The sequence below is a fragment of the Chromatiales bacterium genome (assembly GCA_020445605.1).
Taxonomy (GTDB): Bacteria; Pseudomonadota; Gammaproteobacteria; order JAGRGH01; family JAGRGH01; genus JAGRGH01.
The window spans coordinates 20267-45407 of record JAGRGH010000063.1 but is presented as its reverse complement, the minus strand read 5'-3'; the positions used below and the strand labels follow the sequence as shown (position 1 = coordinate 45407).

Annotated in this window: 24 protein-coding genes and 1 tRNA gene; 15 read left to right on the top strand and 10 right to left on the bottom strand. The window is 67.7% G+C overall.

Going from position 1 to position 25141, the window contains the following annotated elements:
- Positions 1-10: 10 nt before the first annotated feature.
- On the bottom strand, positions 11-970 hold the full coding sequence (locus tag KDG50_15580) for an AAA family ATPase (protein ID MCB1866837.1): 960 nt from the start codon (positions 968-970) through the stop codon (positions 11-13).
- 266 nt (positions 971-1236) lie between these two features.
- On the opposite strand from KDG50_15580, the gene KDG50_15575 reads away from it, so the two are divergent.
- Genes KDG50_15575 through KDG50_15565 form a run of 3 tightly spaced genes read left to right on the top strand, consistent with a single transcriptional unit; the run spans position 1237 to position 5943 of the window.
- Complete coding sequence (locus KDG50_15575; protein ID MCB1866836.1) at positions 1237-1941, top strand: response regulator transcription factor; 705 nt, start codon at positions 1237-1239, stop codon at positions 1939-1941.
- A complete protein-coding gene (locus KDG50_15570) occupies positions 1938-3251 on the top strand; it encodes a FecR domain-containing protein (protein ID MCB1866835.1) in 1314 nt (437 codons plus the stop codon). The genes KDG50_15575 and KDG50_15570 overlap by 4 nt, the downstream gene beginning before the upstream one ends.
- A 46-nt stretch (positions 3252-3297) precedes the next feature.
- Complete coding sequence (locus KDG50_15565) at positions 3298-5943, top strand: CHASE2 domain-containing protein (protein ID MCB1866834.1); 2646 nt, start codon at positions 3298-3300, stop codon at positions 5941-5943.
- Positions 5944-5952: 9 nt separating this feature from the next.
- Here KDG50_15565 and KDG50_15560 read toward each other — a convergent pair whose 3' ends face one another.
- From KDG50_15560 to KDG50_15545, 4 genes are all read right to left on the bottom strand, one after another.
- Positions 5953-6552: an LUD domain-containing protein gene (locus tag KDG50_15560; GenBank protein MCB1866833.1), complete on the bottom strand. Its 600-nt coding sequence runs from the start codon at positions 6550-6552 to the stop codon at positions 5953-5955.
- Positions 6549-7934: a lactate utilization protein gene (locus KDG50_15555; protein ID MCB1866832.1), complete on the bottom strand. Its 1386-nt coding sequence runs from the start codon at positions 7932-7934 to the stop codon at positions 6549-6551. Before KDG50_15555 ends, KDG50_15560 begins: the two co-directional genes overlap by 4 nt.
- The gene (locus KDG50_15550; GenBank protein ID MCB1866831.1) at positions 7931-8704 is read right to left on the bottom strand and encodes a (Fe-S)-binding protein; all 774 of its coding nucleotides are present in this window, start codon (positions 8702-8704) and stop codon (positions 7931-7933) included. The genes KDG50_15555 and KDG50_15550 overlap by 4 nt, the downstream gene beginning before the upstream one ends.
- A gap of 129 nt (positions 8705-8833) precedes the next feature.
- Entirely contained in the window at positions 8834-9400 is a 567-nt protein-coding gene (locus KDG50_15545) for a DUF3365 domain-containing protein (protein ID MCB1866830.1), read from the bottom strand.
- 266 nt (positions 9401-9666) lie between these two features.
- On the opposite strand from KDG50_15545, the gene KDG50_15540 reads away from it, so the two are divergent.
- The 7 genes from KDG50_15540 to KDG50_15510 all read left to right on the top strand — a co-directional run bounded on the left by KDG50_15540 (position 9667) and on the right by KDG50_15510 (position 15888).
- Entirely contained in the window at positions 9667-10353 is a 687-nt protein-coding gene (locus KDG50_15540; GenBank protein ID MCB1866829.1) for a sel1 repeat family protein, read from the top strand.
- Complete coding sequence (locus tag KDG50_15535; protein MCB1866828.1) at positions 10350-12305, top strand: VWA domain-containing protein; 1956 nt, start codon at positions 10350-10352, stop codon at positions 12303-12305. The genes KDG50_15540 and KDG50_15535 overlap by 4 nt, the downstream gene beginning before the upstream one ends.
- Positions 12306-12428: 123 nt before the next feature.
- A complete protein-coding gene (locus tag KDG50_15530; GenBank protein ID MCB1866827.1) occupies positions 12429-13151 on the top strand; it encodes an ABC transporter ATP-binding protein in 723 nt (240 codons plus the stop codon).
- A complete protein-coding gene (locus KDG50_15525; GenBank protein MCB1866826.1) occupies positions 13148-14356 on the top strand; it encodes an ABC transporter permease in 1209 nt (402 codons plus the stop codon). Before KDG50_15530 ends, KDG50_15525 begins: the two co-directional genes overlap by 4 nt.
- A gap of 184 nt (positions 14357-14540) precedes the next feature.
- Positions 14541-14846 carry a hypothetical protein gene (locus tag KDG50_15520; protein MCB1866825.1) on the top strand — a complete coding sequence of 102 codons (306 nt, stop codon included), beginning with the start codon at positions 14541-14543 and terminating at the stop codon, positions 14844-14846.
- A gap of 28 nt (positions 14847-14874) precedes the next feature.
- Positions 14875-15459 (top strand): hypothetical protein, encoded by a 585-nt coding sequence (locus tag KDG50_15515; protein MCB1866824.1) that lies wholly within the window; start codon positions 14875-14877, stop codon positions 15457-15459.
- Between the two features lie 120 nt (positions 15460-15579).
- Positions 15580-15888 (top strand): hypothetical protein, encoded by a 309-nt coding sequence (locus KDG50_15510; protein MCB1866823.1) that lies wholly within the window; start codon positions 15580-15582, stop codon positions 15886-15888.
- An 18-nt stretch (positions 15889-15906) separates the two neighbouring features.
- On the opposite strand, the gene pabB is transcribed toward KDG50_15510, so the two are convergent.
- From pabB to KDG50_15490, 4 genes are all read right to left on the bottom strand, one after another.
- Positions 15907-17199 carry an aminodeoxychorismate synthase component I gene (pabB, locus tag KDG50_15505; protein MCB1866822.1) on the bottom strand — a complete coding sequence of 431 codons (1293 nt, stop codon included), beginning with the start codon at positions 17197-17199 and terminating at the stop codon, positions 15907-15909.
- A 74-nt stretch (positions 17200-17273) separates the two neighbouring features.
- The gene (gene glcF, locus KDG50_15500) at positions 17274-18497 is read right to left on the bottom strand and encodes a glycolate oxidase subunit GlcF (protein ID MCB1866821.1); all 1224 of its coding nucleotides are present in this window, start codon (positions 18495-18497) and stop codon (positions 17274-17276) included.
- The gene (gene glcE, locus KDG50_15495; protein ID MCB1866820.1) at positions 18498-19565 is read right to left on the bottom strand and encodes a glycolate oxidase subunit GlcE; all 1068 of its coding nucleotides are present in this window, start codon (positions 19563-19565) and stop codon (positions 18498-18500) included.
- Positions 19565-21052 carry an FAD-binding protein gene (locus KDG50_15490; GenBank protein ID MCB1866819.1) on the bottom strand — a complete coding sequence of 496 codons (1488 nt, stop codon included), beginning with the start codon at positions 21050-21052 and terminating at the stop codon, positions 19565-19567. Before KDG50_15490 ends, glcE begins: the two co-directional genes overlap by 1 nt.
- Before the next feature lie 231 nt (positions 21053-21283).
- Here KDG50_15490 and KDG50_15485 point away from each other — a divergent pair, with 231 nt between their 5' ends.
- The 5 genes from KDG50_15485 to KDG50_15465 all read left to right on the top strand — a co-directional run bounded on the left by KDG50_15485 (position 21284) and on the right by KDG50_15465 (position 24791).
- Positions 21284-21463: a hypothetical protein gene (locus KDG50_15485; GenBank protein MCB1866818.1), complete on the top strand. Its 180-nt coding sequence runs from the start codon at positions 21284-21286 to the stop codon at positions 21461-21463.
- A 187-nt stretch (positions 21464-21650) separates the two neighbouring features.
- Complete coding sequence (locus tag KDG50_15480) at positions 21651-22463, top strand: sterol desaturase family protein (protein MCB1866817.1); 813 nt, start codon at positions 21651-21653, stop codon at positions 22461-22463.
- Positions 22464-22615: 152 nt separating this feature from the next.
- Complete coding sequence (locus KDG50_15475) at positions 22616-23626, top strand: iron ABC transporter permease (protein MCB1866816.1); 1011 nt, start codon at positions 22616-22618, stop codon at positions 23624-23626.
- Complete coding sequence (locus tag KDG50_15470) at positions 23626-24363, top strand: ABC transporter ATP-binding protein (protein MCB1866815.1); 738 nt, start codon at positions 23626-23628, stop codon at positions 24361-24363. The genes KDG50_15475 and KDG50_15470 overlap by 1 nt, the downstream gene beginning before the upstream one ends.
- 89 nt (positions 24364-24452) lie before the next feature.
- The gene (locus tag KDG50_15465; protein MCB1866814.1) at positions 24453-24791 is read left to right on the top strand and encodes a hypothetical protein; all 339 of its coding nucleotides are present in this window, start codon (positions 24453-24455) and stop codon (positions 24789-24791) included.
- 93 nt (positions 24792-24884) lie between these two features.
- Here KDG50_15465 and KDG50_15460 read toward each other — a convergent pair.
- Positions 24885-24960: transfer RNA gene (locus tag KDG50_15460), tRNA-Ala, on the bottom strand.
- Positions 24961-25141: the final 181 nt, after the last annotated feature.

Below are 25141 nucleotides of genomic sequence, written 5' to 3'. Positions count from 1 at the left end.
AGCGGGTTGGTCAAGGCACTTCGATGACTTCAAGCAGCTGCGCCACGATTGCGTCGGCATCCAGGCCTGCCATGCGCGCACTCATGGACGGGATCACGCGATGGCGCAGGGCATCCGGTGCGAGATCGATGATGTCGTCCGGGATCACGTAGTCGCGCCCGCGCAGATAGGCCATCGCCAGCGCGGCCTGCGCGAGTGCGAGCGCGGCGCGCGGTGATGCGCCGACTTCCACGCTGTCGGACAGGGCCGGCACAGACCGGCCCGGTGCGCGGGTCGCGCGGGTGAGCGTGACGATGTACTGCTCCAGCGCGGGCTCGATGTGCACGGCGGCGACCTCGGCGCGCGCAGCGAGCACGCTTTCCACTCCGATGACGGCCGGCATGCCGGTGGCGGGTTTGGCAAAGCTCGCGCGGCCGCGGCGCAGGATCTCGAGTTCGTCGCCGGCGTCCGGATAGTCGATGCGCACGTGCAACAGGAATCGATCCAGCTGCGCCTCGGGCAGCGGATAGGTGCCGGCCTGCTCGATCGGGTTCTGGGTTGCCATGACCATGAACAGGTCCGGCAGACGGTGCGTCGCGCCACCGGCGGTGACCTGATGCTCCTGCATGGCTTCGAGTAGGGCGGATTGCACCTTCGCCGGTGCGCGGTTGATCTCGTCGGCGAGCAGGATCTCGTGAAACAGCGGCCCGGCGCGGAACTCCACATGGCCGCTGCCCGGGTCATAGATTTCGCCGCCGGTCAGATCGGCCGGCAGCAGGTCCGGGGTGAACTGCACGCGACAGAACTCCGCGGTGATCGCGCTGGCGAGCGTCTTGACGGCAGTGGTCTTGGCGAGACCCGGCAGGCCTTCCACGAGGATGTGACCGCGGGTGAGAAGACCGATGACCAGGCGGTCCAGCAGGGCGGTCTGGCCGACGATCTCGGACGACAGCCGCTCGCGCAGCGTGACGATGCGGGGTTGTTGGGTCATACGGCTTCCGCGCATGTGGTTGGGACTGCGGTCGATCCTGCCGTACCGTGTCAGCAAACGGGGGGCATGGCGATCAACGCATCCGGTTTGGTGACTACTTTAACAATTGTTAACTTCGTTTCGTGGGAAACTGAACGACGTTGTGGCATCAAACCCTCACAACCAGTCAGGTGCGGCATGGGGCGGGTCGTGACCTGAACGGGAATCGAGCGGCAAACCTGCACGCATCCCGACTGCCCGAGCGCCTGCCCCGCGGAGTGGTTCGAGTGCGAGTAGCCATCCTCGAAGACGATGCGGCCCAGGCCGAGTTGCTGCTCGGCTGGCTGTCCCAGGCCGGTCATGACTGCCACCACCACGACTCTGGCAGTGCGTTTCTGCGCGCGCTCGGACGCGATTCATTCGACCTGCTCATTCTGGACTGGGGCATTCCCGATCTCGATGGTCTGAGCGTGCTGCGTGCCGTGCGCGAGCGTGTCGACCCGCGCGTGCCCGTGCTGTTCGTGACCGGACGTGGACGCGAGAGCGACATCGTGCAGGCGCTCGAGCAGGGCGCGGACGACTACATGGTCAAGCCCGTGCGCAGGGCGGAACTCGTCGCGCGGCTCGCCGCGTTGGTACGCCGCAGTCAGCCGGACACCGAACCGCGTCACCCGCTGGACTACCAGCCGTACCGGATCGACCCGAACGACCACACGGTGGCGGTGCGAGGCGAGCCCGTCACACTGACGCAGAAGGAGTTCGAACTCGCGCACTTCCTGTTCTGCAACGCCGGGCGGTTGCTGTCGCGCGGGCACATACTCGAGCACGTCTGGAGCACGCGCGCGGACCTCAACACCCGCACGGTGGACACACACATCTCGCGCATCCGCAACAAGCTGGATATCGGTCCGAGCAACGGCTGGCGTCTGACGGCGGTGTATCAGCACGGCTACCGTCTGGAGCGCCTCGCGGGGGTCGAGGCAGCGGAATGAAAACCGCCCATCGAGTTTTTCTCCTGGCGCTGATCGCAGCTGCGGACGCCGCCGTCGCCGAGGACTGGCTGTACACCGTGCGGCCCGGCGACACCCTGTGGGGTCTGGCGCGCACCCACCTGCATCCGCAATACACCCACGACGACCTGGCCCGGCACAACGCAATCAGCGTGCCGCGGCACATGCCGCCGGGCACGCGCCTGCGCATTCCGACGACCTGGCTGAAGTCCACCGCCGAGGCCGCGCGGGTGATCGCCGTGATCGGTGCGGCCCGTTACTCCGGCGGCACCGCCCCGCGCGTGGACGATCGCATCGAAACTGGCAGCGCCATCGTCACGGGTCCGGACGGGCGGGTGACGGTGCAGTTCGTCGACGGCGCGCAGGTTACGATCGGACCGGACTCCGAGGTCGGCTTTGCGGAGATCAGTTCCAGCAGTTCGACAGGGAGCGTCGACACGCGCTTGGACCTGCGCCGTGGCCGGGTCGAGAGCCTCGTGCGGCCGCCGCCCGGGGTCGATTCGCGCTACCGGATCGACACGCCGGCGGCCGTCGCCGCGGTGCGCGGCACGCGTTTTCGCGTTCAGGCCGACGCCGGCACCATGAGCAACGAGACCCTCGACGGTACCGTTGCGGTGGCCGGCGCGGGCGTGGAGCAGCTGGTCGGCGCGGGATTCGGCACTCGCGCCGTTGCCGGTGAGCCACCGGCGGCGCCGCGCCGTCTGCTGTCGGCGCCCGAACTTTCGACGGCGACGACCGTGCGTGGCAGTCAGGCCGTACTCGAATGGCAGCCGCTGGCCGGCGCCGAGTCCTACCGCGTGGAACTCGCGCGCACGGCCTGGCCGGCCGGCATCCATACCGACCTGATGACGCCGGCGACCCGCCTCGAAGTGCTGGCGTTGCAGACCGGCGAGTACGACCTGCGCGTGCGCGGCGTCGACGACATCGGCCTAAACGGTTTCGACGCGACGACCCGCATCCACGTCATCGACGGCTGGCCGGTGCCGACGCTGTCGCCACCGGCGATGGATCGGCACCAGCTGTGGATTGGCTGGTCGCCGGTCGTGTTTGCCCCGTACTACGAGTTCGAGCTGGCGCGCGATCCGCAGTTCGTCGAGCGCATCGTTCATGTGGTCCAGAGCGGAACCGGGTGGACCCTGCCAAGGCCCGAACCGGGGACCTACTACGCGCGGGTGCGCGTGCATCAGGCCTACGCCGCGGATGGCACCTACGGCCCGGCGCAGTCCATCGCGGTTCCACCGCTCGGCTGGGTCGACCAGCTGCTGCGCTGGGCGGAGGGTCCGCCGCCCTGACTGGGTTCCACGTCGACCGCATCCCGGTGGGCGCTATCCTGACGGCATGAATCAGTCCCCGGCCGCGTCCATGCCGAAGGGCCGCTCACCGGCCATGGTGGTTGCGGCACTGGCGCTCGCGCTGCTGGCCGCGTTCGCGGCCTGGCAGGGCTGGCTGGTGCGCGCCGACCGGCTGCTGCTGGACGCCGCGAATCGACAGGCTTCGCGTCCGGCGCCGGACGACATCGTCATCGTCGCGATCGACGCCGAGAGCCTGCAACGTCTGGGGCGCTGGCCGTGGTCGCGCGCGCTGCACGCGGCGCTGGTGCAGCGGCTGACCGAGGCCGGGGCGCGCGCGGTCGTGTTCGACGTGATCTTCGCCGAGCCTGATCGGTACGACCCGGCGACCGACATGCTGCTCGAAAACGCCATCCGCGCCAACGGCCGCGTGTTGCTGCCCGTCCTGCTGGAGCAGACCCGCGACGGCGGCCAGCTGATCGAAACCCTGCCGCTGCCGCGGCTCGCCGAGGTCGCCGCCGCGCTCGGGCATATCCACGTGGAACTGGACGCCGACGGCATCGCCCGCAGCCTGTATCTGCACGAAGGGCTCGGCAGCCCGCACTGGCCGTGGGTTGGTCTGGCGCTGCTGGACTGGCTGGAGCCACAGCGCTGGGACGATCCTCCAGGCGAGCGCCGGCAACTGCCGGTGAGCAATGATTTCGCGGTCTGGGAGCGCGATCTGCGCGTGCTGATCCCGTTCGCCGGACCGCCCGGACATTTCCAGCGCCATTCGTATGCCGCTGTGCTCGATGGCCTGGTGCCGGACAGCGCGCTGCGCGACCGCATCGTGCTGGTCGGGGCCACGGCGACGGGGCTCGCCGATGCCCTGCCGACGCCGCTGTCCGGCGAGGGCCAGCCGATGCCCGGGGTCGAGATCATCGCCAATGCGCTGGACGCCGTGCGCTCCGGCGTGACCATCACGGAGCTTTCGCCCGCGGCGCGGGCCGGGCTGGCGGCGCTGGTGGTGCTCGTGGCGTTCGCGCTGTATGTCTGGATTCCGCCGCGCTGGGGACTCGCCGCGGCCCTGCTCGTGGCCGGTGGAATTGCCGTGGCCGCGACGCTGACGCTGGCCTGGTCGCGTGTATGGATTGCGCCGGGCGCGGGTCTCGCCGGCGTGTTGCTGAGCTTTCCCCTGTGGAGTGGACTGCGCCTGTCGCAGGCCGTGGAATTCCTCGACGAGGAACTTCAGCGCCTGCGCGACGAGCGGGCAACCCTGCCATTCGCGGGCCTGCCGGAGCCCGCGGCCGCCATGCAGTTCGCGTTGCGGGCGGCCGGCGCGCCGAACTGGGCCCTGCATGACGCGAAGGGCAGACCGCTCGCCGGCTCCACCGGCCTGACCGCTGCGATCCTGCCGCCGCGCATGAGCGGGGTCTGGCTGCGTGAGGGCGCGACGCTGACCGTGCGGGTGCCGGAATCCAGCGGCCTGTTACTGACACTCGAACGCGACGACGACGAGGCCGTTCCCGCGCCGGTCGAACGCCTGCTGTTCACCGCCGCGCGCCTATACGACGACGCGCCCGGGGAGCGGCGCCGTACGCGCATCGAGCGCATGCAGGCGCGCATCGACCAGATTCGCACCGTGGCGGCAGCCGCGCGCGAGCTGCGTGCCTGGGTCGAGGACAGCATCGACCAGATGCCGGACGGCCTGATCATGACCGGTGCGTTCGGACAGGTCGCACTCATGAACCGTCGCGCCCGGCAGGTACTCGGGCTGGATTCGGACGAGGCACCGGGGGCGGCGCTCGCCGACCTGCTGGTCGCGGCATTTCCGCAGTCGCCCGAAGCGGACTGGCGCGAGGCGGTTGATGCGGCGCTGATCGAGGGGCGCACGAGCCGGCTGACCACGGCCGCGGCGGACGCTTCGGACCTGATCGTCAGCATTGCGCCACTGCAGGGCGCGGCGAGCGATCCGAACGGCCAGACCGGTGTGCTGGTGAATCTCGCGGACATCTCCGCCCTGCGGGCCGCCGAGCGTCAGCGCGGCGAGATGCTGGGCTTTATTTCGCACGATATGCGCTCGCCGCTGGTGTCCATGCTGGCACTCGTCGAACTGGCGCGCGATCCGGCAGAACAGAAAGACGTCGCGCAGTTGCTCGATCGTCTCGAGGCCCAGGCCACGCGGACCCTGCGGCTCGCGGATCAGATCGTGGAACTGCGGCGCGCGGAACGGCTCGACGACCAGGCCCTTGGGGTCATCGATCTGGCCGAGGTCGTCAACAATGCCTTGGAGCAGGTCTGGCCGCAGGCCGAGGCCCGCGAAATCCGCCTGCGCCGCGAACTGCCCGACGACCCGGTCTGGGTGCGCGGCGACGGCGCGCTGCTGGAACGCGCATTCGTGAATCTCCTTGACAACGCCGTGAACTACAGCCCGTCCGGGACAGAGGTCGTCGTGCGTGCCGGCGCGCGTGACGGGCGCGGCTTCGGCAGTGTCGCGGACCAGGGGCCGGGAATGGATGACGAGACCCGCGCGCGCCTGTTCCAGCGCTTTGCGCGCGGCGCGGCTGCCCCGGCGCGCAAGCACGGAGGCTCCGGGCTCGGGCTGGCGTTCGTGAAGACCGTTGCCGACGGTCACGGCGGCGCGGTCGAGGTGCAGACCGAACCCGGTGCGGGAACGACCTTCGTGCTGTGGCTGAAGCTAGCCAAGCCGGATTGACCGGCCGGTTCAGGCGCTGGTCAGCAGCAGGATGTGCAGACTGCGCGGACCATGGGCACCGAGTTGGATGGTCTGTTCGACATCGGCCGTGCGGGACGGGCCGGTCACGAAGTTGACGGCACGCGGCATCGCGTCCGGGTCCAGTGTCGCCAGCGCCGCATCGAGATCCGCGACGATCTGCGTGGTATTCAGCACCACCAGCGCGTGGTCGGGCAGAAAATTCAGTGTCGTCGGTGTCTCGGGCCCGGAGGTCAGTAGCAGCGTGCCGGTCTCCGCGATGCCGGCCTGCGCGACGGTGACGGCCAGTTCGGCCTGCCGGATCGGGGCGGTCGGCAGTTCGGCGGGCCATTCGAGTTTCGCCAGTGCCGGTGCGATGGCGACGGGCCCGTTCAGGCCGAGTTTCAACCGATAGGCGTCGACGGCAGAGGGCACCGCGCCAGCATTCGGAAGACGTTCAAGGCTTGCCGCCGTGCCCGGCACTTTGAGAACGAACGCCTCGACGACATCGCCACCGGCGGGCGGACGAAAATGCCCGCCGCGTTCCACGGGTGCGGCGCGGCTGGCGGCCAGCCGCAGCGCGGCCAGGATCGATTCGCGCGCGTCGCTCAAGGCTTTGCCCGGCGGCGGTTGAAGAAGCTTCGCCGCGGCAGCGGGGGCAGGGTGCGCAAGCGGGTCCAGCGCCGCACCAAAAAGTCCGGAATCCAGCCGCGCCCCTGCAGCCAGTGACCGATCCTGACGTCCAAGCCGGTCAGTCGCCGGTACCAGCGCGGGCGTTTTGCGAGCCACGCCCAGGCGCGCAGCGATGTACGTTCCAGACGGGTCTCCAGGCCGGCCTCGTGGCGGCGTTCGCGCAGTTCGCGCAGCAGGGTTGGCAGCGGGATGGACGCCGGGCAGACGACCTCGCAGCGCCCGTTCAGCGTACAGGCCTGTACCAGATCGTGGCCGGCCGGCAGGCCGCGCAGCAGCGGTGTAAGCACCGACCCCATCGGCCCCGGATAGACATCCCCGTAGGCATGACCGCCGACCGCGGTATACACCGGGCAGTGATTCAGACAGGCACCGCAACGGATGCAGCGCAGCATGTCGTGGAACGCGCCGCCAATGGTCTGCGAACGGCCGTTGTCGAGCAGCACGACGTGGAAGTTTGCCGGGCCATCCGGATCGCCCGCGCGTTTCGCGCCGGTGTGCAGGGTCGTATACGCCGTCAGTGGCTGTCCGGTCGCGCTGCGCGCGAGCACCCGCATCAGCGTGGCCGCATCCGCCCGGGTTGCGCAGACCTTCTCGATGCCGGCCAGCACGATGTGGACCTTCGGAAGTGTTGCGCTGAGATCGCCGTTGCCCTCGTTGGTCACGAGCCCGACCGAGCCGGTTTCCGCGATCAGCCAGTTCGCTCCGGTGATGCCGACGTCCGCGCCCAGGAACTGTTCGCGCAGCCGTTCGCGCGCCTCATCGACGAGGTCGGCGATCGTCTCGCGCGCGCGCGGGCCGTGGTGTTCGTCGAACAGCTTTTCGATGTCCGCGCGGCTCTTGTGCACGGCCGGCGCGATGATGTGCGAGGGGCGCTCGCGCGCCAGTTGCAGGATGTACTCGCCGAGGTCGGTCTCGATGACTTCGAGATGCATGGCCTCCAGTGCGCGATTGAGGTCGGTCTCCTCGCTCGCCATGGACTTGCCCTTGGCGACCTTGCGTGCACCGGCGGCGAGGCACAGTCGCACGATGATTTCGTTCGCCTCGGCGCCGTTGCGCGCCCAGTGCACCTGGCCGGCGTGTTTTTCGACGTTCGTCTCGAACTGTTCGAGCAGCTTGGGCAGGTGCGCCAGCGCATGGGCGCGGATGCGCGTTGCCTCATCGCGCAGAGTGTCGAAATGGTCGTAGTCGGTGAATGCCCTGCGGCGCTTGTCGACAAAGCCAGAGCGCGACTTGCGCAGCGCCGCCTGCAACGGCGCATCGCTCAGTGCACGCTCGGCGCGTTCGGCAAACCCGTTGGTCATCGATCGGTCGGTATGACTGAGCTCAGCGAGTCAAGGTCTTCCGTCATGCCCGCGAGCACCTCGGCGATGTGAAAGACACGCACCGGCAGACCGCGTTTGCCGATGCGTCCGCCGAGGTTCAGCAGGCAGCCGAGATCGCCGCCGATCAGCACCTCCGCGCCGGTGTGGCCGACATCGTCAAGCTTGTCGTCGGCGATGCGCGCGGACAGTTCCGGAAACTCGACGATGAAACTGCCGCCGAATCCGCAGCAGGCCTCGTGGTCGGCGAGGCTTGCGAGTTTCAGTCCGCGCACCTGCGCAAGCAGCCTGCGTGGCGCGTCGTGGATGCCGAGTTCGCGAAAGCTCGAGCAGCTGTCGTGATAGGCCGCAACCGCATTCAGTTCGGCGTCGATCTCGAATGACTCGAGCGACGCCAGAAAGCTCGTGAGCTCGACGGTTTTCGCGGCGAGTTCGCGTGCCGGCGCAGCAATGCGTTTGTCATCGGCCAGAAGCTTCGGGTAGTGCTGGATCAGCATGCCTGCGCAGGAACCCGACGGCACGATCACCCGATCGTATTCCCGGAAGGTGTCGATCAGCTGGCGCGCAATCGCCTTCGCGCTTGCCCGGTGGCCGTGGTTGTAGGCGGGTTGGCCGCAGCAGATCTGTGGCTCGGGCGTGTCGGCTTCGATGCCCGCGTCACGCAGGAGCTTCAGGCTCGCGTCGGCGATGGACGGGCGAACGTATTCCGCCAGGCAGGTGACAAACAGCGCAGCGCGCATCGGTCGGGCCATGGTTCCGCATCATAGACCACCGGCCGGCGGCGTCCAGCACGAAAGCCAGGCCGGTTGGCGCATGCGCCAGTCTGGCGACATTTCCCTGTGTCGCGAATACCCCGACGGCCCGGCGATGCCGGGCGGTGACTACATCGGCTGACGGATCGTGAACGCCCCGCGCAGATCGCCCGGGTTCAGGTCGCGCGCCTTGTCGTTCGGGTACATCTCGTCGATGGCCTTCGCGACTTCGCGGCGCAGCTTGCCGTGGCAGTTGTAGCAGACCCCGCCCATCTCGATGGCCCGCATGTAACGGAACACCGGCTTGCCGTCTTCGGTGACCACCTCGTAGCGCTCCATGCCGGCGAGCTTTTCGCCGGCCGCCTTGCGTTTCATGAACTCGTCCAGCCCGGCCTGCTCCCAGGTGTCCGGCGCGTTCTTGGGCTGGCGCAGCAGATGGCTGGTGCGGCCGACCTGGAATCCCTGCTCCTCGGAGATGCGCTTTGTCATCGGCAGCGCCTCCAGGTTGCAGGTCTTGGCGGCCTCGACCGGACCCTTGGCCCGTGCGACTTCCGTCACGCGGTCCTTCAGGGCGTTGAGCAGGGTGTTCGCGGCGACGCGGCTGTTGGCGACACGGTCGTCGAGATCACCGGCGTTCGCGGTGCCGAAACCCAGCAGCGCGGCGGCGAGAACGGGCAGGGCGGGGCGAAAGATCATCAGGGCATCCTCGTTGTTATGTTGGGAGGGCGAAGATCATAACCGCGCTGGGCAGGTCCGGTATTTGGCCGGCATCAATTCCGCTGCAAGTGCGGCAGATTGACCACATGCCCGCCGGTGGGCGCGGCGTAACGAAAGTTTTCACCCGCCCCGAGCGCCTGCTGCCGCCGCCGCTGGGTGCCGGGAGCCGTCGGCCGTGCGCGGCGGGTGTTGCACCGGGGCCGGCGAGCGCTGAAGATGGGCGCCCCATTCAAGACCCGCGTCCGATGCAAGAACCCCTGCAACTCGACGAGCACCTGCGCCCGCCGCGCAAGCGTAGCAACGTCGGCTGGCTGCTCGGTCTTGCGGCCGTCGTGGTGGTCGCGATCCTGGCTTGGCGCTGGGTCACGGCCCCGGTATCGCGGCCGGAGCCGGTCACGGCGGCCCTGCCGAGTCCGGCCGGCGCGCCGCCTGTTTCGGGCTCGGTCGTACCGTCCGTGTCGACCGGACTGCCGAAGGCCGGTGCACCGGTCACCGGCGAACTGCCGCCCGTACCCGCCGCGCTGGCGCCGGTCCGCCCGGCCGAGCCCGGCGCGGTCGCGCGCGCCCTGATCGCGGAACTCGAAACCGCCGGCGACGCCAATGCCGCCGCCACCGCAGCCGCGCGCGCATTCGCGCTTGCGGGCGAGGGGCGGACGACGGACGCCTATCTGCTGTATTTCTATGCCGCACGCGGTGGTGATGCGGAGGCCGCGTTCAAGCTCGGCGAGTCGTCCGATCCGCTGAACGTCGCGCCAGCCGACCAGCGCCTGCGTCCGGCCGACCCGGTACAGGCGCACAAGTGGTATTCGCGCGCGGTGGCGGCCGGTCATGTTCAGGCCGGCGAGCGGCTCGGCGCATTGCGGCGCTTTGTCGAGCAGGCCGCGGCTACCGGTGATATCGAGGCGCAACGACTGGTTCTGCAATGGCGATGACACGCATGCATTGGCTGCTGCGCGGGGCCCTGGCCCTGTTTGCGATCGTGACGGCTGCCGCGACGGCGGCGACCGAGCGCCCGCTGCTGATTCCCGGCAAACAAAGCCTCTACCAGCGCGTGATCGCGGTGCCTGGCGCGCAGCTCGTCGACGCTCCGGGCGCACCGACCGGCAAGCCGGTAACGCCGTTCACGGCCTACTATGTGTATGCCCGCGAGGGCGGCGCCGTGCAGGTCGGCACCGGCCGTTACGGCAACACCGCCGGCTGGATCGCCGCCGCCCAGACCATCGACTGGAACCAGGGCCTGACGGTCGCCTTCCGCAATCCCGATGCCCACAGCCGCAGCCTGCTGTTTCGCGACGCGGCCACGCTGAAGGCCCTCGCGCAGGGGCCGGACCTCACCACCTACCGGCGGCTGTACCAGGAGGCCGAAGACGGCCGTTCAGGGCCGGACAGCCCCGTGGTCGCCATCCAGCCCGCGCGCCATGTGGATCTCAGCAAGGAGTTCTACTTGGTGCCGATTCGCGAGCACGAGGACCTTTACGTCGGCAGCGAGCGCGCGCGCCTGCTGCGCGTCGCCAGTGTGCCGCTCGAAGAACCGAAGTCTGAGGTGTCCGCTGCCGCAGCGGTCGCCGAGCCGATTCCGCTGCGCGCGGGGCTGGTGTTTGCGATCGACGCGACGCTGTCCATGCAGCCGTATATCGATCGCACGCGCGAGGCCGTGCAGAAAATCTACGACAGCCTTGCCGGCGCCGGCCTCAGCGGCGACGTGAGTTTCGGGCTGGTCGCTTTCCGCGACGATCCGGCGGCAGCCCCCGGGCTCGGCTATCGCACCCGCACGTTTGTGACATTGGACGAGGGCCGCAACGCCGCGAGTTTCCTCGACGGCGTTGCGTCGCTGGATGCCGCGACGCAGTCGAGCCGTGACTTCCGCGAGGATTCCTACGCCGGCGTGCTGCGTGCGATCGAGAACATGAACTGGGATGCGCACCAGGCGCGTTACGTAGTGCTGATCACCGATGCTGGCGCACGTGATCCCGGTGATCCGCTTTCCGGAACCGGGCTGGACGCTAACCGCCTGCGCCGGATCGCCCAGGAAAAAGGCATCGCGGTATTCGTGCTGCATCTGCTCACCCCATCGGTGTATTCCGATCACGAGGTCGCGGCACGCCAATACCGCGAACTCGCGCAGGTGCCGGGCATCGGCAGCCTCTATTACGGTGTGCGGACCGGCGATGTGCGGGAGTTCGGCGAGGTGCTGGATGCGCTTGCCGCGCAGATCACCGCTCAGGTGCGCGCCACGCCCGCCGCCGTGGCCCGTGCCGTGCAGCGCGCGCCGGAGAGCGACAATCCGCGTCTCGCGGAACTGTCGCGCACGGTGGCGAAGCTCGGTTACGCCCTTCGCATGAAATACCTCGGCAAGTCGGTTGACGGTTCGGTGCCATCGGTATTCGACGCCTGGCTGGTCGATCACGATCCGTTCGAGCCGGCGCGCCAGACCCTCGACGTTCATGTGCTGCTGACGCGCGATCAGTTGTCTGATCTGCACGACGTGCTGCGCCGGGTCCTGATCACGGCCGAAGAGGGCCTGCTCTCGCCGCAGAACTTCCTCAACGAGCTCAAGAGCCTCGCCGCCACGGTCACGCGCGATCCCGATCGCATCGGCGCGACGACGGCCACCACGGCCGGTCGCGGTCAGAGTCTCGCCGAACTGGGCTTCATGGCCGAGTACATCGAAGATCTGCCGTACACGGGCGAGGTGATGAACCTTTCGCTTGCCGACTGGCAGACTTGGCCCGCGCAGCGGCAGATCGACTTCCTGCATCGACTCGAGGCGAAGATCGACTACTACCGCGCGCTGCACGAACACGCCGATCTGTGGGTCAGCCTCGATGGCGGGCCGATCGGCGGGGATTCGGTATTCCCGGTCGCGCTGGAAGCCCTTCCCTGACAGGCTCCTGAACTTCGCCCACGCGTGAGCGAATTTCGACACCCTGCCAGCCAGCAATCATCTGTGGGCGACGTGCAATCTCCGGCTCCGGCTCCGGCTCCGGCCTCGTGGCGCGGGCGCACGCTGATCTACCACCTGCGCGATGTCGTGCGCACCCGCGAGTCCGAGGGTGGTGCGTTTCGCCTGCGCGTGCCCAGCCTGCAGATCGCGCTCGGCGAGAAGATCGCACTGATCGGCCAGAGCGGTTGCGGCAAGACCACGCTGCTCGACATGCTGGCGTTCATCCTGCAACCGAGCGAGATCGGCGCGTTTCGTTTTCGTCCGGTCAATGCCACGGAAGCGCTGGATGTTCGTGAACACTGGCAGCGCCGGCGCCTGAACCGGCTTGGTGATCTGCGCAGCCGGCACATGGGCTACGTCATGCAGACCGGCGGGCTGCTGCCCTACCTCAGCGTGCGTGAAAACATCGGTCTTTCGCGGCGTGTGCTCGGTCTGCCCGATGACGACACGGTCGACATCCTCGGCCGTGAACTCGGCATCGCCAGACATCTGGACAAGATGCCCGACCAGCTCTCGACCGGTGAACGCCAGCGTGTTGCGATCGGCCGCGCGCTCGCGCACCGCCCGTCAATTGTCATCGCCGACGAGCCGACGGCGTCGCTCGATCCGATCGCCGCCGAGAAGATCATGGCGCTGTTCATCGGTCTCGTCGAGGAGATGAACATCACCGTCATCGTCGCGAGCCACGCCTGGCGGCACGTGAAAAAGCTCGGCCTGCGCCGGCTCAAGCACCGCACCTGTCGCACCGACGATGGTCTGACCACCGAAACCACGGTGAGTGAATGATCGGTCGCACCGCAAGGCTCGCGGCGCGCGACTATCGCCACGAGTGGCAGATCTCCGGCTGCTTCGTGCTCGCGCTGGCGGCCGTGCTCGGGCCGATGATGGTGCTGTTCGGGCTGAAGTTCGGCATCGTCGGCGGCATGCTGCAAAACCTGATCGATGACCCGCGCAACCGCGAGATCGTACCGATCGCCTCCGGCCGTTATCAGCCAGGCTGGATCGAGAATCTCGCCGGTCGTGAGGACATCGCATTCATCGTGCCGCGCACGCGATCGATCGCCGCGATCGTGGAACTTTCGAGCAGCGCGTCCACGCGCATCGTCACCGCCGAAGTCCTGCCGTCCGGGCCGGGTGATCCGGTGCTGGTGCCCGATGCACCGCCACCGGATTCCTACGATCGTGTCGTGCTGTCGCGCGCCGCGGCGGAAAAGCTCGGCGTGGGCGAGGGCGATCGCATCAGTGCCAGCCTGGCGCGGGAGTTCCAGGGCCGCAAGGAACGCGTGCATCTGTCGCTCAAGGTCGCGGCACTTGCGCCGGCGGGTGCGTTCGCACGCGATGGCGTGTTCGTTGCGCTGCCCCTGATCGAAGCCCTGGAAGACTACCGTGACGGCCGTGCGGTGCCGGCGCTGCAATGGGAAGGTGCACGCGCGCAGACGCCGGAGGAACGCAACTACCCGGGGTTTCGCCTGTATACGCGCTCGATCTACGATGTGGCGAACCTGAGCGCCGAGTTCCAGAAACTCGGCATCGAGGTGCGCAACCGGGCCGAGGACATCGCACTGGTGCAACGCATGGATCGCAATCTCACGGGCGTGTACTGGGCCATTGCGATCATTGGTCTGGTCGGTTTTTCGCTGTCGCTCGGTGCGAGCCTGTGGGCGAATGTCGATCGCAAGCGTCGCGAGCTGTCCATCCTGCGACTGGTCGGCTTTCGCACCGGCGACATCATCTGGTTTCCGGTGTTTCAGTCGCTGCTGACGGGCTTCCTCGGCTGGGCACTGGCCTGCGCGATCTATTTCGGCGCGGCCGGTGCGATCAACACCGTTCTTTCGACACAACTCGATGCGGGACAGAAGGTCGCGCGCCTGTTGCCGGAACACTTTGGCATCGCGCTGGCACTCACGCTGGGGGCGGCCATCATCTCGGCCGCGCTCGCGGGGCTGCGCGCCGCGCGCATAGAACCCGCAGATGGTCTGCGGGAAGTCTAGTGACATGTTTGGTGGTTCCGAGGGCGCACGGCGCACCGATAAGGGCGAAAACAGGGCGCATCCGGTGCGCGGTGCGCACCCTGCTCGGGCTCGATTGCATTCTTATCGACGTCGCCAAAGGATCGTGTTCTTTTCGCTCGGCTGAGCTATGCTCGTCGCCCCTTTTCCTGCGGATTCAAGCTGTATGCGTAGGCTGCTTGCGGAGTTTCTGTGCCTGGTTTGCCTTGCTTCGGGCTGGACGAGCGTGTTTGCCAACGAGGCGGATACAAGGGCCGAGGCCGCAGTCTCGGCCATCCTGTTCGACAACGATGCCGATACGCTGGCGAGCTTCAAGGTGACGCGTGGCGGGCATGTCGACATCACCTTCTCTGGCAACATGCCGGAAGATCGTTACAACCACATCATGAAACAATTGCGCGAAAGCGCGGACATCTCCGGCGTTCTTGGCAGTCGCGGGCAGGCACTGCGCTGCGGCGTCAATCAATTCTGATCGGTCGATTCGCCCGGACTGAAAGCAGGTGGGCCGCGGCCTGATCCGGAATGCGCTGAGCGGGTTGCTCGCGGCATTCGTGTCCGTGAGCGTCGCCGATTCGCCCGCCATCGAGATCCCCGGTGGCGGCACGGTTCGTCTGCCGTCCGCATACAAGCCGGTGCTGGCCGGGGAGTTCAATCACCAGGACCACATCTCCAGCCTGATCGCTTACCGAAAATACCGCTCGACCATGGCGGGCAGTTGGGAGTGTGACGGCATGGTGGCCGTGAGTCGCTCCACGCAGCACGGCGATCTACATGCGTTCATGCGCCAGTCCGGCGCCGCACTGACCACCAGCTGGAGGTACGCGGACCTGAAACCGGGCTGGTTCGGCGGCCAGCGCGAGAACTTTCCGATCGAGCGCGAATCCGTCGTGGACGGCGAGGAGTTGCGGCAGGAATTGCAGGTCCACCTCGTCGGCTGGCTCGGCACCTACGACAAGCCGGCGCGCATGTACGCATATGAGGCCGGCAACGGGATACGCGTGGCCGTGTGGATCTTTGACGCCGATGGGGGCCTCAAAAAGGCACGCAGGATTGCGCGCGAGATCGCCGGGTCGTATTCACCGTAATATCCACTCTGAGGTCTCTGCTTCGGGTCTGATCCGCCAGCGGCGCGGCGTGTGCTGCGCGCATGGCGACCAATGGCGGTAGATTATGCGAACTTGCCAGACTCAACGGTGGGTTCAGACATGCAGGCGATCACGGCCGGTGTGCTTGCAGCGATGTTGCTGCTGGTGCCCATGCGATTCGCAACGGCCGGCGAGGTGGAAGACCGCGCCGATGCGGCGGTCGCCGCAGTCCTGTTCGAGAACGACGCCGACCGGCTGGTGACCTATTTCGTGCAGCCGGGCGGAAAGGTCAGCATCGTGTTTTCCGGCAATACGCCCGATGCGCTGTATTTGCGCGTGATGCGACAGCTGCGCCGGCACCCGGACGTTCCGGGTGTCAGTGGCGAGCGTGGCTTCATCGAGCGCTGCGGACCGCCGGACAGCCTCTGAACGACCGGCGGGGGGAAGCTACCCGCAGCTGAGCACGCGGCGCATGGTCGCGGCCTTCGCAATGGTTTCGGCAAATTCAGCATCCGGACTGGAATCGGCCACGATGCCGCCGCCGGCCCAGAAACGCAGTTCCCCGGCCGCCAGCGTCATGGTGCGGATCGCGATGTTGAAGTCCATGCGTCCGTCCAGCCCGATGTAACCGATCGCGCCGCAGTACACGCCACGGCGCGCGACTTCCAGCTCATCGATGATCTGCATGGCGCGCACCTTTGGCGCGCCGGTGATGGAGCCGCCGGGGAAGGTGGCCTCCAGCACACCGACCGCGTCGACCTCCTCACGCAACACGCCGGTGATCGTGCTGACCAGATGGTGCACGTTCGCGAAACTGCGTACCGCCCACAGCTGCGGCACCTCGATACTGCCGGTGCGGCAGACCCGGCCCAGATCATTGCGCAGCAGATCGACGATCATCAGGTTTTCGGCGCGGTCCTTCGCGCTCTGCGCCAGCGCGGCGGCCCAGGCGGCGTCCTGGTCCGGGTCGTCGTCGCGCGGGCGCGTACCCTTGATGGGTTCGGTGCGCACGACGCCGCCGCTCAAACGCAGAAAGCGTTCCGGTGAGCTTGACAGTACCTGTCCGTGCGGGAGGTTCAGGTACGCGGAAAACGGCGCTTCGGAAAGCTCCCTCAGCAGGCAGTACGCGAGCCACGGATCACCCGCGACACGCGCGCGCAGGCGTTGCGCGTAGTTGACCTGATAGCAGTCGCCGTCGCGGATGTACGCAAGGATGCGTTCGATTGCCCGGTGATATTCGGCCGTTGTGCGGTCGGCGTGCAGGCCGTCGCGACATTCGAACGCCCTGCCGGCGGGTGCGGATGGGGGACCGGCGGCCAGTCGCTCGGACAGCGACTCGATGCGCGCGCGCCGCGTTGCGTTGGCGGGGGAGCCGACGAGTTCACAGCGTTGCGTCGCGTGATCGACCAGCACTGCGGAGTCATACAATCCGATCGCGCACACCGGCATGCGATCGTCCGCGGGTGCGATCGACGGCAGGCGTTCGATCTGCCGGGCGAGGTCATAGCCGAGATAACCGACCGCGCCCCCGGTGAACGGCAACGACGACGGGCGGGTCGGTGCCATTGCGCGCAGGCGTTCGCGCAGAACACTCAGAAACGGCCGGCTGTCGTGAGTGCTGCCGGCGGCGTTGCGAGTCTCCGTGCGGGTTCCGTCAAAGACCAGCGTTTCGACCGGGTCGCAGACCAGAATGTCCCAGCGCCCGACCTCGCGCGACGCACCCGCGCTGTCGAGCAGCATCGCCCAGGGGTCGCCGGCGAGCGGATCGAACAGTGCCGCGGCGCTGCGGTACGGCAGTTCGCGAGATACGGTGGTCAACGTTTCGCGGACGGGTCCAGCAGTTCGAGCCAGTGCACGACCGGCACGCCGTCGGCTTCGGCAAGATGCAGCTGACAGCCGATGTTCGCCGTTGCGATCAGCGCCGGCGCGCCGGCACGAAGGTTCTTCAGCTTGTTCGAGCGCAGGCGTTGCGACCAGTCGCGTTGCAGGATCGAATAGGTGCCGGCCGATCCGCAGCACAGATGTGAATCGGCCACGCGCGTGAGCTCGAAGCCCGCGGCTTCGAGCAGGGTCTCCGTGCGCCCGCCGAGCCGCTGGCCATGCTGGAGCGTGCAGGGTGCGTGAAACGCGATGCGCCGCGGCCAGGCCTCGATGCCAAGCTTCGGAACGTCGGCAGGCTGTATGAGTTCAACCGGATCGCGTGCGAGCGCGGATACGCGCGCGGCCTTGCCGGCATAGTCCGGATCGTCGCGCAGATACTGCGCGTAGTCCTTGACCACGACGCCGCAGCCGGATGCCGTGATGACGATGGCCTCGATGCCGTTCTCGACATGCGGCCACCAGGCATCGATGTTCCGGCGCATCGCCGCGCGCGCGGACTCGGCGGCGCCGAGGTGCTGGTCGATCGCGCCGCAGCAGCCGTCTTCGTCGACGCGGATGACCTCGATGCCGAGATAGTCGAACACGCGCCGCGCGGCGCCCTGGGTCGTGGGCGCAAGCGTGTTCTGCACACAGCCGTCCGGCAGCAGGATGCGCCGCTCGCGCTTCGCCGTCGGCGTTGGCCCGCGATCAGGCCGTGCACGCGGCATCTGCTGTTTGAGCAGCGCCGGCAGCAGCGGACGCACGAGCCGTCCGGCACCGAGCAGGAGTGCAAACAGCCCACGTTTTGGCAGCACCAGGCGCAGCGCACGACGCAGCGCACGCTCACGCCAGGGTCTGGTCACGCGCGCGTCGACCCACTCGCGGCCGATGTCGACCAGCCGCCCGTAATCCACGCCGGACGGACAGGTCGTCTCGCAGTTCAGACAAGTCAGGCAGCGGTCCAGGTGACGCTGTGTTTCGCGCGTCGGTTCAAGCCCTTCCAGGCATTGCTTGATCTGGTAGATGCGGCCGCGTGGACCGTCGAGTTCATCGCCGCGCAGCTGATACGTCGGGCAGGTCGCATTGCAGAAGCCGCAATGCACGCACTTGCGCAGGATGGCATCGGCCAGTTGGCCGTGCGCGCTCGCGGCGGCCAGGGCAGTCAATCGAGTTTGCATTCAGGATTCCGGAAACAGCCGGCCCGGATTGAACAGGCCGAACGGGTCCAGGGATTGCTTGACGTTATCGTGCAGGCTGCGCAGGGCGGTTTCCAGCGGTGTGAAGGCCTCGCCCGTGCCGCCGCGAAAGCGCGTGGCATGGCCGCCGGCCGCGGCCGCGATGGCACGAATCTGATCGGCTGGCGCGTTCGTTCGCACCCAGCGCTGCGCGCCGCCCCAGTCGACGATCTGTGGTTCGGTCAGCGCCAGCGGGCCGCTGGCCGGACGCACGATCAGGCGCCAGAGCGGAGGCCCGTCGTCGGTGAAAAACCTGAGCCTGTGTTCGCGCAGATCGGCCCAGAACGCATCGGCCTTGCCCAGCGTGTCGCCGCCAATGCGTCTGGCCGTTTCGTTCACGCCGGTCGCGCCACCCGATAGCCGCACGTACAGGCGGTCGTCCATCCAGGCAAGCGCGCCGAGTGGCAGCGCGCGTGACTGTAGTTCGATCATGCGTGCGATGGCACCCGCGGCGTCGAGTTCGAAGACGCGGGTCTTTTCCTGCTCCGGGCGCGGCAGCACCTTCAGCGAAACGTCCAGCACCAGACCCAGCGTTCCCATTGCGCCGGCCATCAGCCGCGACAGGTCGTAGCCCGCGACGTTCTTCATGACTTGCCCGCCAAAACGCAGCGCCTCGGCGCGGCCGTTGACGATGCGCGCGCCGAGCACCGCATCGCGTACCGCACCACCCCAGGGCCGGCGCGGCCCGGAAAGACCGCTGGCGAGCATGCCGCCGACGGTCGCATTTATCCCGAAAGCCGGTGGCTCGAACGACAGCATCTGGCCGGCGTCGGCCAGCGTCTGTTCGAGTTCGGCGAGCGGTGTTCCGCAGCGCACCGTCACGAACAGCTCGGTCGGCTCGTGGCTGACGATGCCGCGATGCACGGTCGTGTCGATCGCTAGTTTCGCGGTGCAGGGGTGGCCGTAGAAGGCCTTGCTGCCGCCACCGCGCAGACACACGGGCGTGTTCGCCTCGCGCGCCGCGGCGACGGCGGCGATGAGCTCCTCGCTGCGGTCGGAAGCGGCGGCCATCAGAATCGCGGCAGGTCCGGGAACGCGACCTCGCCCTTGTGCACATGCATCGCGCCGTACTCCGCGCAGCGATGCAGCGTGGGCACGGCCTTGCCGGGATTCAGCAGCCCGTGTGGATCGAACGCGGCCTTGAGCGCATGCAGCTGCTCCAGCTCGCTGGCCGAGAACTGCACGCACATCGGCCCGAGTTTCTCCACGCCCACGCCGTGTTCGCCCGTGACGGTGCCGCCGACCGCGACGCTGAGTTCGCAGATGCGTTCGCCGAACCGTTCCGCACGTTCGAGCTCACCGGGCAGGTTGGCGTCGTAGAGGATCAGCGGATGCAGATTGCCGTCACCGGCGTGAAACACATTCGCGCAGCGCAGCCCGAATTCCTGCGATAGCTCGGCGATCCGGTGCAGCACGCCGCCGAGTTCGCGGCGCGGAATGGTGCCGTCCATGCAGTAATAGTCCGGCGAGATCCGGCCGACGGCGGGAAAGGCGGCCTTGCGGCCGGCCCAGAATCGTGCGCGCTCGGTATCGGTCGCGGCGGTGCGCACTTCGGTCGCACCGCTGGCCAGCAGGCGTTCGCGCACGGCCTTGATCTGTTCGCTGACCTCGGCATTCGTGCCGTCGAGTTCGCAGATCAGGATCGCGGCGGCATCCACCGGATAGCCGGCGTGCACGAAGTCCTCGGCCGCCCGGATGGCGTGGTTGTCCATCATTTCAAGCCCGGCGGGGATGACGCCCGAACCGATCAGGTCGGCGACCGCCGCGCCCGCGCGTTCGATCTCGTCGAATGCCGCGAGCAAGGCCTGCGCGCGTTCCGGGATCGGCAGCAGTCGCACCGTGATCGAGACGATCACGCCGAGCAGGCCTTCGGAACCGGTGATCAGCGCGAGCAGGTCGTAGCCCGGCGTATCCAGCGTGTCACCGCCGAGCGAGACGCGTTCGCCATCGATGGTGACGATCTCCACGCCGAGCACGTTGTGCACGGTGAGCCCGTATTTAAGGCAGTGCACACCGCCGGAGTTTTCGGCGACATTGCCGCCGATGGTGCAGGCGATCTGCGACGAGGGGTCCGGCGCGTAGTACAGACCGAACTCCGCGACCGCCTGGCTGATTGCAAGATTGCGCACACCGGGCTGCACGCGGGCGATGCGGTTGTCCGGATCGACCTCCAGCACCTGATTGAACCGCGCGAGGCTCAACAGCACGCCGTCGGCGAGCGGCAGCGCGCCGCCGGAAAGGCCGGTGCCGGCGCCACGCGCGACGACTGGCACATTGTGATCGCGGCAGATGCGCAGGATCGCCTGTACCTGCTCGACCGTGGACGGCAGCACCACCGCCAGCGGGGTCTGCCGGTACGCGGACAGCCCGTCGCATTCGTAGGGATGCAGCTGTTCGGCGGTGGTCAGCAGATCCTCGGGCGGCAGCACCGCGGCCAGCGCCTCGATGACCGCCGAAGAAGCGTTGCGCGCCGCCGCGCTCGTGGCCGGTACGTTCATGCGAATCCTTATACCGAGCGTGGTACTCGGGTTTCAACGGGGCGGACGCCGTGCTGCCGGCGTGCTGCGCTCGGTCTTTGGCCATCCCGCGCTGCGCGCTGGCTGGCTTGCAAAGCCGGCCCCGACGCGCGATCCTGCGCCCCGTCCGTCAACGATTCGCGATCGGTCCGCCGCGCAATACCATCACGGGCAGCACGTACGCACACGACAGCACACCGGGAGGCTCCAGCCATGATCCATCGAATTGCCTTTGCCATTTCCGCCCTTGGTCTCAGCGCGAATGCGGTTGCCGGCCCCGGTTGGGTCATCGACGCGTTGTCGGTACCGGTCGACTCGCCGCTCGCGCTGCTGGGTCTGGCCGCCGTGGTCGGACTGATCGCCGCGCGTCTGATCCGCAATCGCGGCAAGTAAAAAGAGCACAATTCCCGGTCGGCATGCGGTCGGTCGCGCTGTCGGCCGCGGTGGTCGGCCTGTTCACACTGCGCTTGGCGCAACCCCGCGGGACGGGGCCGTTTCCGTGTCCAACCGCCTTGTTGGCCACAACAACGGCCACCGTCGCTGCGTCACGCGTAGTGTGAACAGACCCTAGGCCGGCAGGATGAATTTCGAACACCTTCCTGTCTACACGCTCCTGTCCATGCTGGTCATCGTGCTGGTGTGGGAGCTGTTCCGGCCACGACGCCCGGAAGCGAAAAACATCGGCTGGCGCTGGGCAAACAACCTCGCCCTGACCGTCATTGACCAGTTGACCGCAAAGGCCCTCCAGACCGGGCTGTTGCTGCTTGCGGTCTGGTATGCACGGCACTTCGAAACGGGCCTGCTCGCGGAGCCGGCGATCCCGTGGCTGCTTGCCTTCGTCGTGAACTTTCTGGTGCTGGATGCCATCGGTTACGGCATGCACAGGGCGTTCCACAAGGTGCCGGCGTTGTGGCGCATTCATCAGGTGCACCACGCCGACACGGAAGTGGATTTTTCCACGACCTACCGGCACCATCCGTTTGAGGTGCTGATCATGCAGGCGGCGACCGTTCCGGTCATCGTCGTGCTCGCGCCGCCGGTCACGGCCGTGCTTGCGCAAGAGCTGATCCGAACGGTGATCAATGTCGTCGCCCACGGCAACATCCATGTTCCGGAACGGGTCAACCGGGTCCTGCTCTGGTTCATGGTGACTCCGGACTTCCACCGTCTGCATCATTCGAGCGACCGGCGTTTCACCGACAGCAACTATGGTGCGACGTTGCCGTGGTTCGATTACCTGTTCAAGACCGCAAGCCACAAACCGTTTGCCGAACAGGCGACCATGCAATTGGGGCTGGAATATGCGCGCGCGCCGGAGGATTCCCGCGTCGACCGATTGTTGCTGATGCCGTTTGCAGACCAGCGGGCGTTGCGCCAGGAACCGCTTTCATGAGCGAGACTGCCGACCGGCGCGATCACCATCTCGCAGTCATCTGCAGCGCGGCGCCATTCCACGCAACGCGGTTCTCACCGACGAACCAGGCCCGGCCGGAGCATCGCTGAGCTTCGGTCCACGGCGGCCAGCGAAGCGCAGTCGTTTCGGGCATGAGTGCAAATCCCGCTTCGCGTCGTTTCTGGCCCGGGCTGCTGGCCGCCTGCGGGCTCGTCCTCGCGCTGGCCGCGGTGGCGCTTTCGATCGGTCGCTACCCGGTCGGGGCCGGTGGGGTGCTGCGGGCATTGACGGGTGCTGAACTCGAACCGGTCGCGCGTGCCGTCGTGCTGGAACTGCGGTTGCCACGGGTGCTGCTGGCACTGGTGGTCGGCGCCGGGCTCGCCGCCGCGGGCGCGGCGTTTCAGCAGCTGTTTCGCAATCCGCTGGCCTCGCCGGACATCCTTGGTGTGTCGAGCGGCGCGGCACTGGGCGCATCGCTGGCGCTGCTCGTGGGCCTGCCGGCGCTGCTGGTGCAGGGCGCGGCATTCGTCGGCGGCGTTGGTTGCGTGGCGCTGGTCGCGACGATCGCACGAGTGGTGAAACGTCACGACCCGACGCTTGTTCTGGTGCTCGGTGGCGTGACGGTCGGGGCGCTGGCGGCGGCGCTGGTCGCGCTGGTGAAGCTGGTCGCCGATCCGGCCGGCACCCTGCCGGCGATCACCTTCTGGCTGCTCGGCGGCCTGCACGCGGCCGATCCCGGCGGCGCCGGCATCGCGGCCGGGGCGATCGGCGTCGGGGTGCTCGCGCTTGTCGCGCTGCGCTGGCGGCTCGATCTGGTGACACTGCCGGCCGATGAAGCACGTTCAATCGGCGTTGAACTGGCCGGCGTGCGGGTCGTCGTCATCGTGTTCGCCACGCTCATCACCGCCGCGGCGGTGTCCATCGCCGGGGTGATCGGCTGGGTCGGCCTGCTGGTGCCGCACATGGCGCGGTTCATGACCGGGCCGCAATTTGCGCGCCTGCTGCCCGTGGCCCTGCTGCTCGGCGGGGCCTTCCTGCTCGCGGTCGATACGCTCGCGCGCAGCCTGATCGGCACCGAGCTGCCGCTCGGCGCGGTCACCGCGCTGGTGGGCGCACCGTTTTTCCTGTGGCTGCTCGCGCGTGGTCGCGAGGCGTGGCGCTGATGCTCGGGGCGCGTCGGCTCGCCGTTGGTTATACGCGTCGCGCCGTGGCGACGGGGATTGATCTCGACGCGCGGGCGGGCGAGGTGCTCGCAGTGCTCGGGCCCAACGGCAGCGGCAAGACGACGCTGCTGAAAACCCTCGCCGGCTTGCTGCCGGCGCGGTCCGGCGAAGTCCGCATCGACGGCGTGAAGATCGACACGCAGCGTGCCACGCCGCGCGTCGCCTGGTGCCCGCAGAACGTCACGCCGGTATTCGGGTACACGGCGTTCGAACAGGTGCTGATGGGTCGCGCCGGACATCGGCCGTGGTGGAACGCGCCGTCGGCGGCCGATCGGCAGATCGCGAGCGCGGCGCTGATGCGCCTTGGCATCGAACGCCTGTCGGCGCGTGAGTTTGACGAACTCAGCGGCGGTGAACAGCGCCTGACGCTGCTGGCCCGCGCGCTCGCGCAACAGGCGCGCCTGCTGGTGCTGGACGAACCCACGGCGGCTCTGGATTTCGGCAACCAGCTGCATGTGCTCGATGAACTCAGATCGCTCGCCGCTGACGGGCTTTGCATCGTGTTCTCCACGCATCACCCGGAACATGCCCGCGCGATCGCCGATCGCGTCGTGCTACTCGCCGATGGCGGGGTGTTGGCCGCGGGTCCGCCCAACGAAATACTCACCGAATCGGCGATCTCCGAACTCTACGGCCTAGGCTCGCGTCGTGCCGGCAACGCTGGTTTCTCAAACTGAAGCGCGTGTGATTTGGGTCAGCACGGCGGCGGAGTGTGTGGCCCAGACTTCCGGCAGGTGTTAGCAGACTGAACCTGCCGGAGATTCACATGAACCCCCGACTCAAGATCGAATTCTGCATCAACGGCGAGGGTGGGGTGATCGTCGAGGAAAGCCTCACCTTCCCGAGCCCGGACGACTTTCTGGACTTCATTTCGCCCGGTGGTGGTTGCGAGTCGATCGACTCGGCGATCGACGAGGTGCGCGTGATCCTCGCGCCCGGTGGACAGTTCGAAACCGGCAATCGCCTGGCCGCGCACGGCGCGACGTTGCAGGTCGGCATGTATCTGTTCACCGGTCCGCTCGCGGAGATCGCCGACCTTGCCCAGCGGCTGATCGCACACGCGGCCGACAACGACATCGCCGAGTCCTTCTACCGCATGGTCTGATGGCGCGGCTGAGCGTCACAGAACTTTCCACTTGGCGCACTAGCACTGCAAACGAAAAGCCCCGGTCAGGCCGGGGCTTTTCGTGCGGGGAATTGGTGGAGCGGAGGAGGATCGAACTCCCGACCTTCGCATTGCGAACGCGACGCTCTCCCAGCTGAGCTACCGCCCCAATGTGTGGCAACCACGTGATTGCCGATGTACGTCCCTGTAGCGCAGCCCGGTCCGGAAAACCGTCCGGCTGGCCTCGCCCGACACCGACTGGACGGGAATCGGACAAGACCCGGAATTCTAGCACCGGCCCGAACAGGGTCGCCAGCGGATTTGTAGTGGGCCGTGGCCGGCCGTAGCAT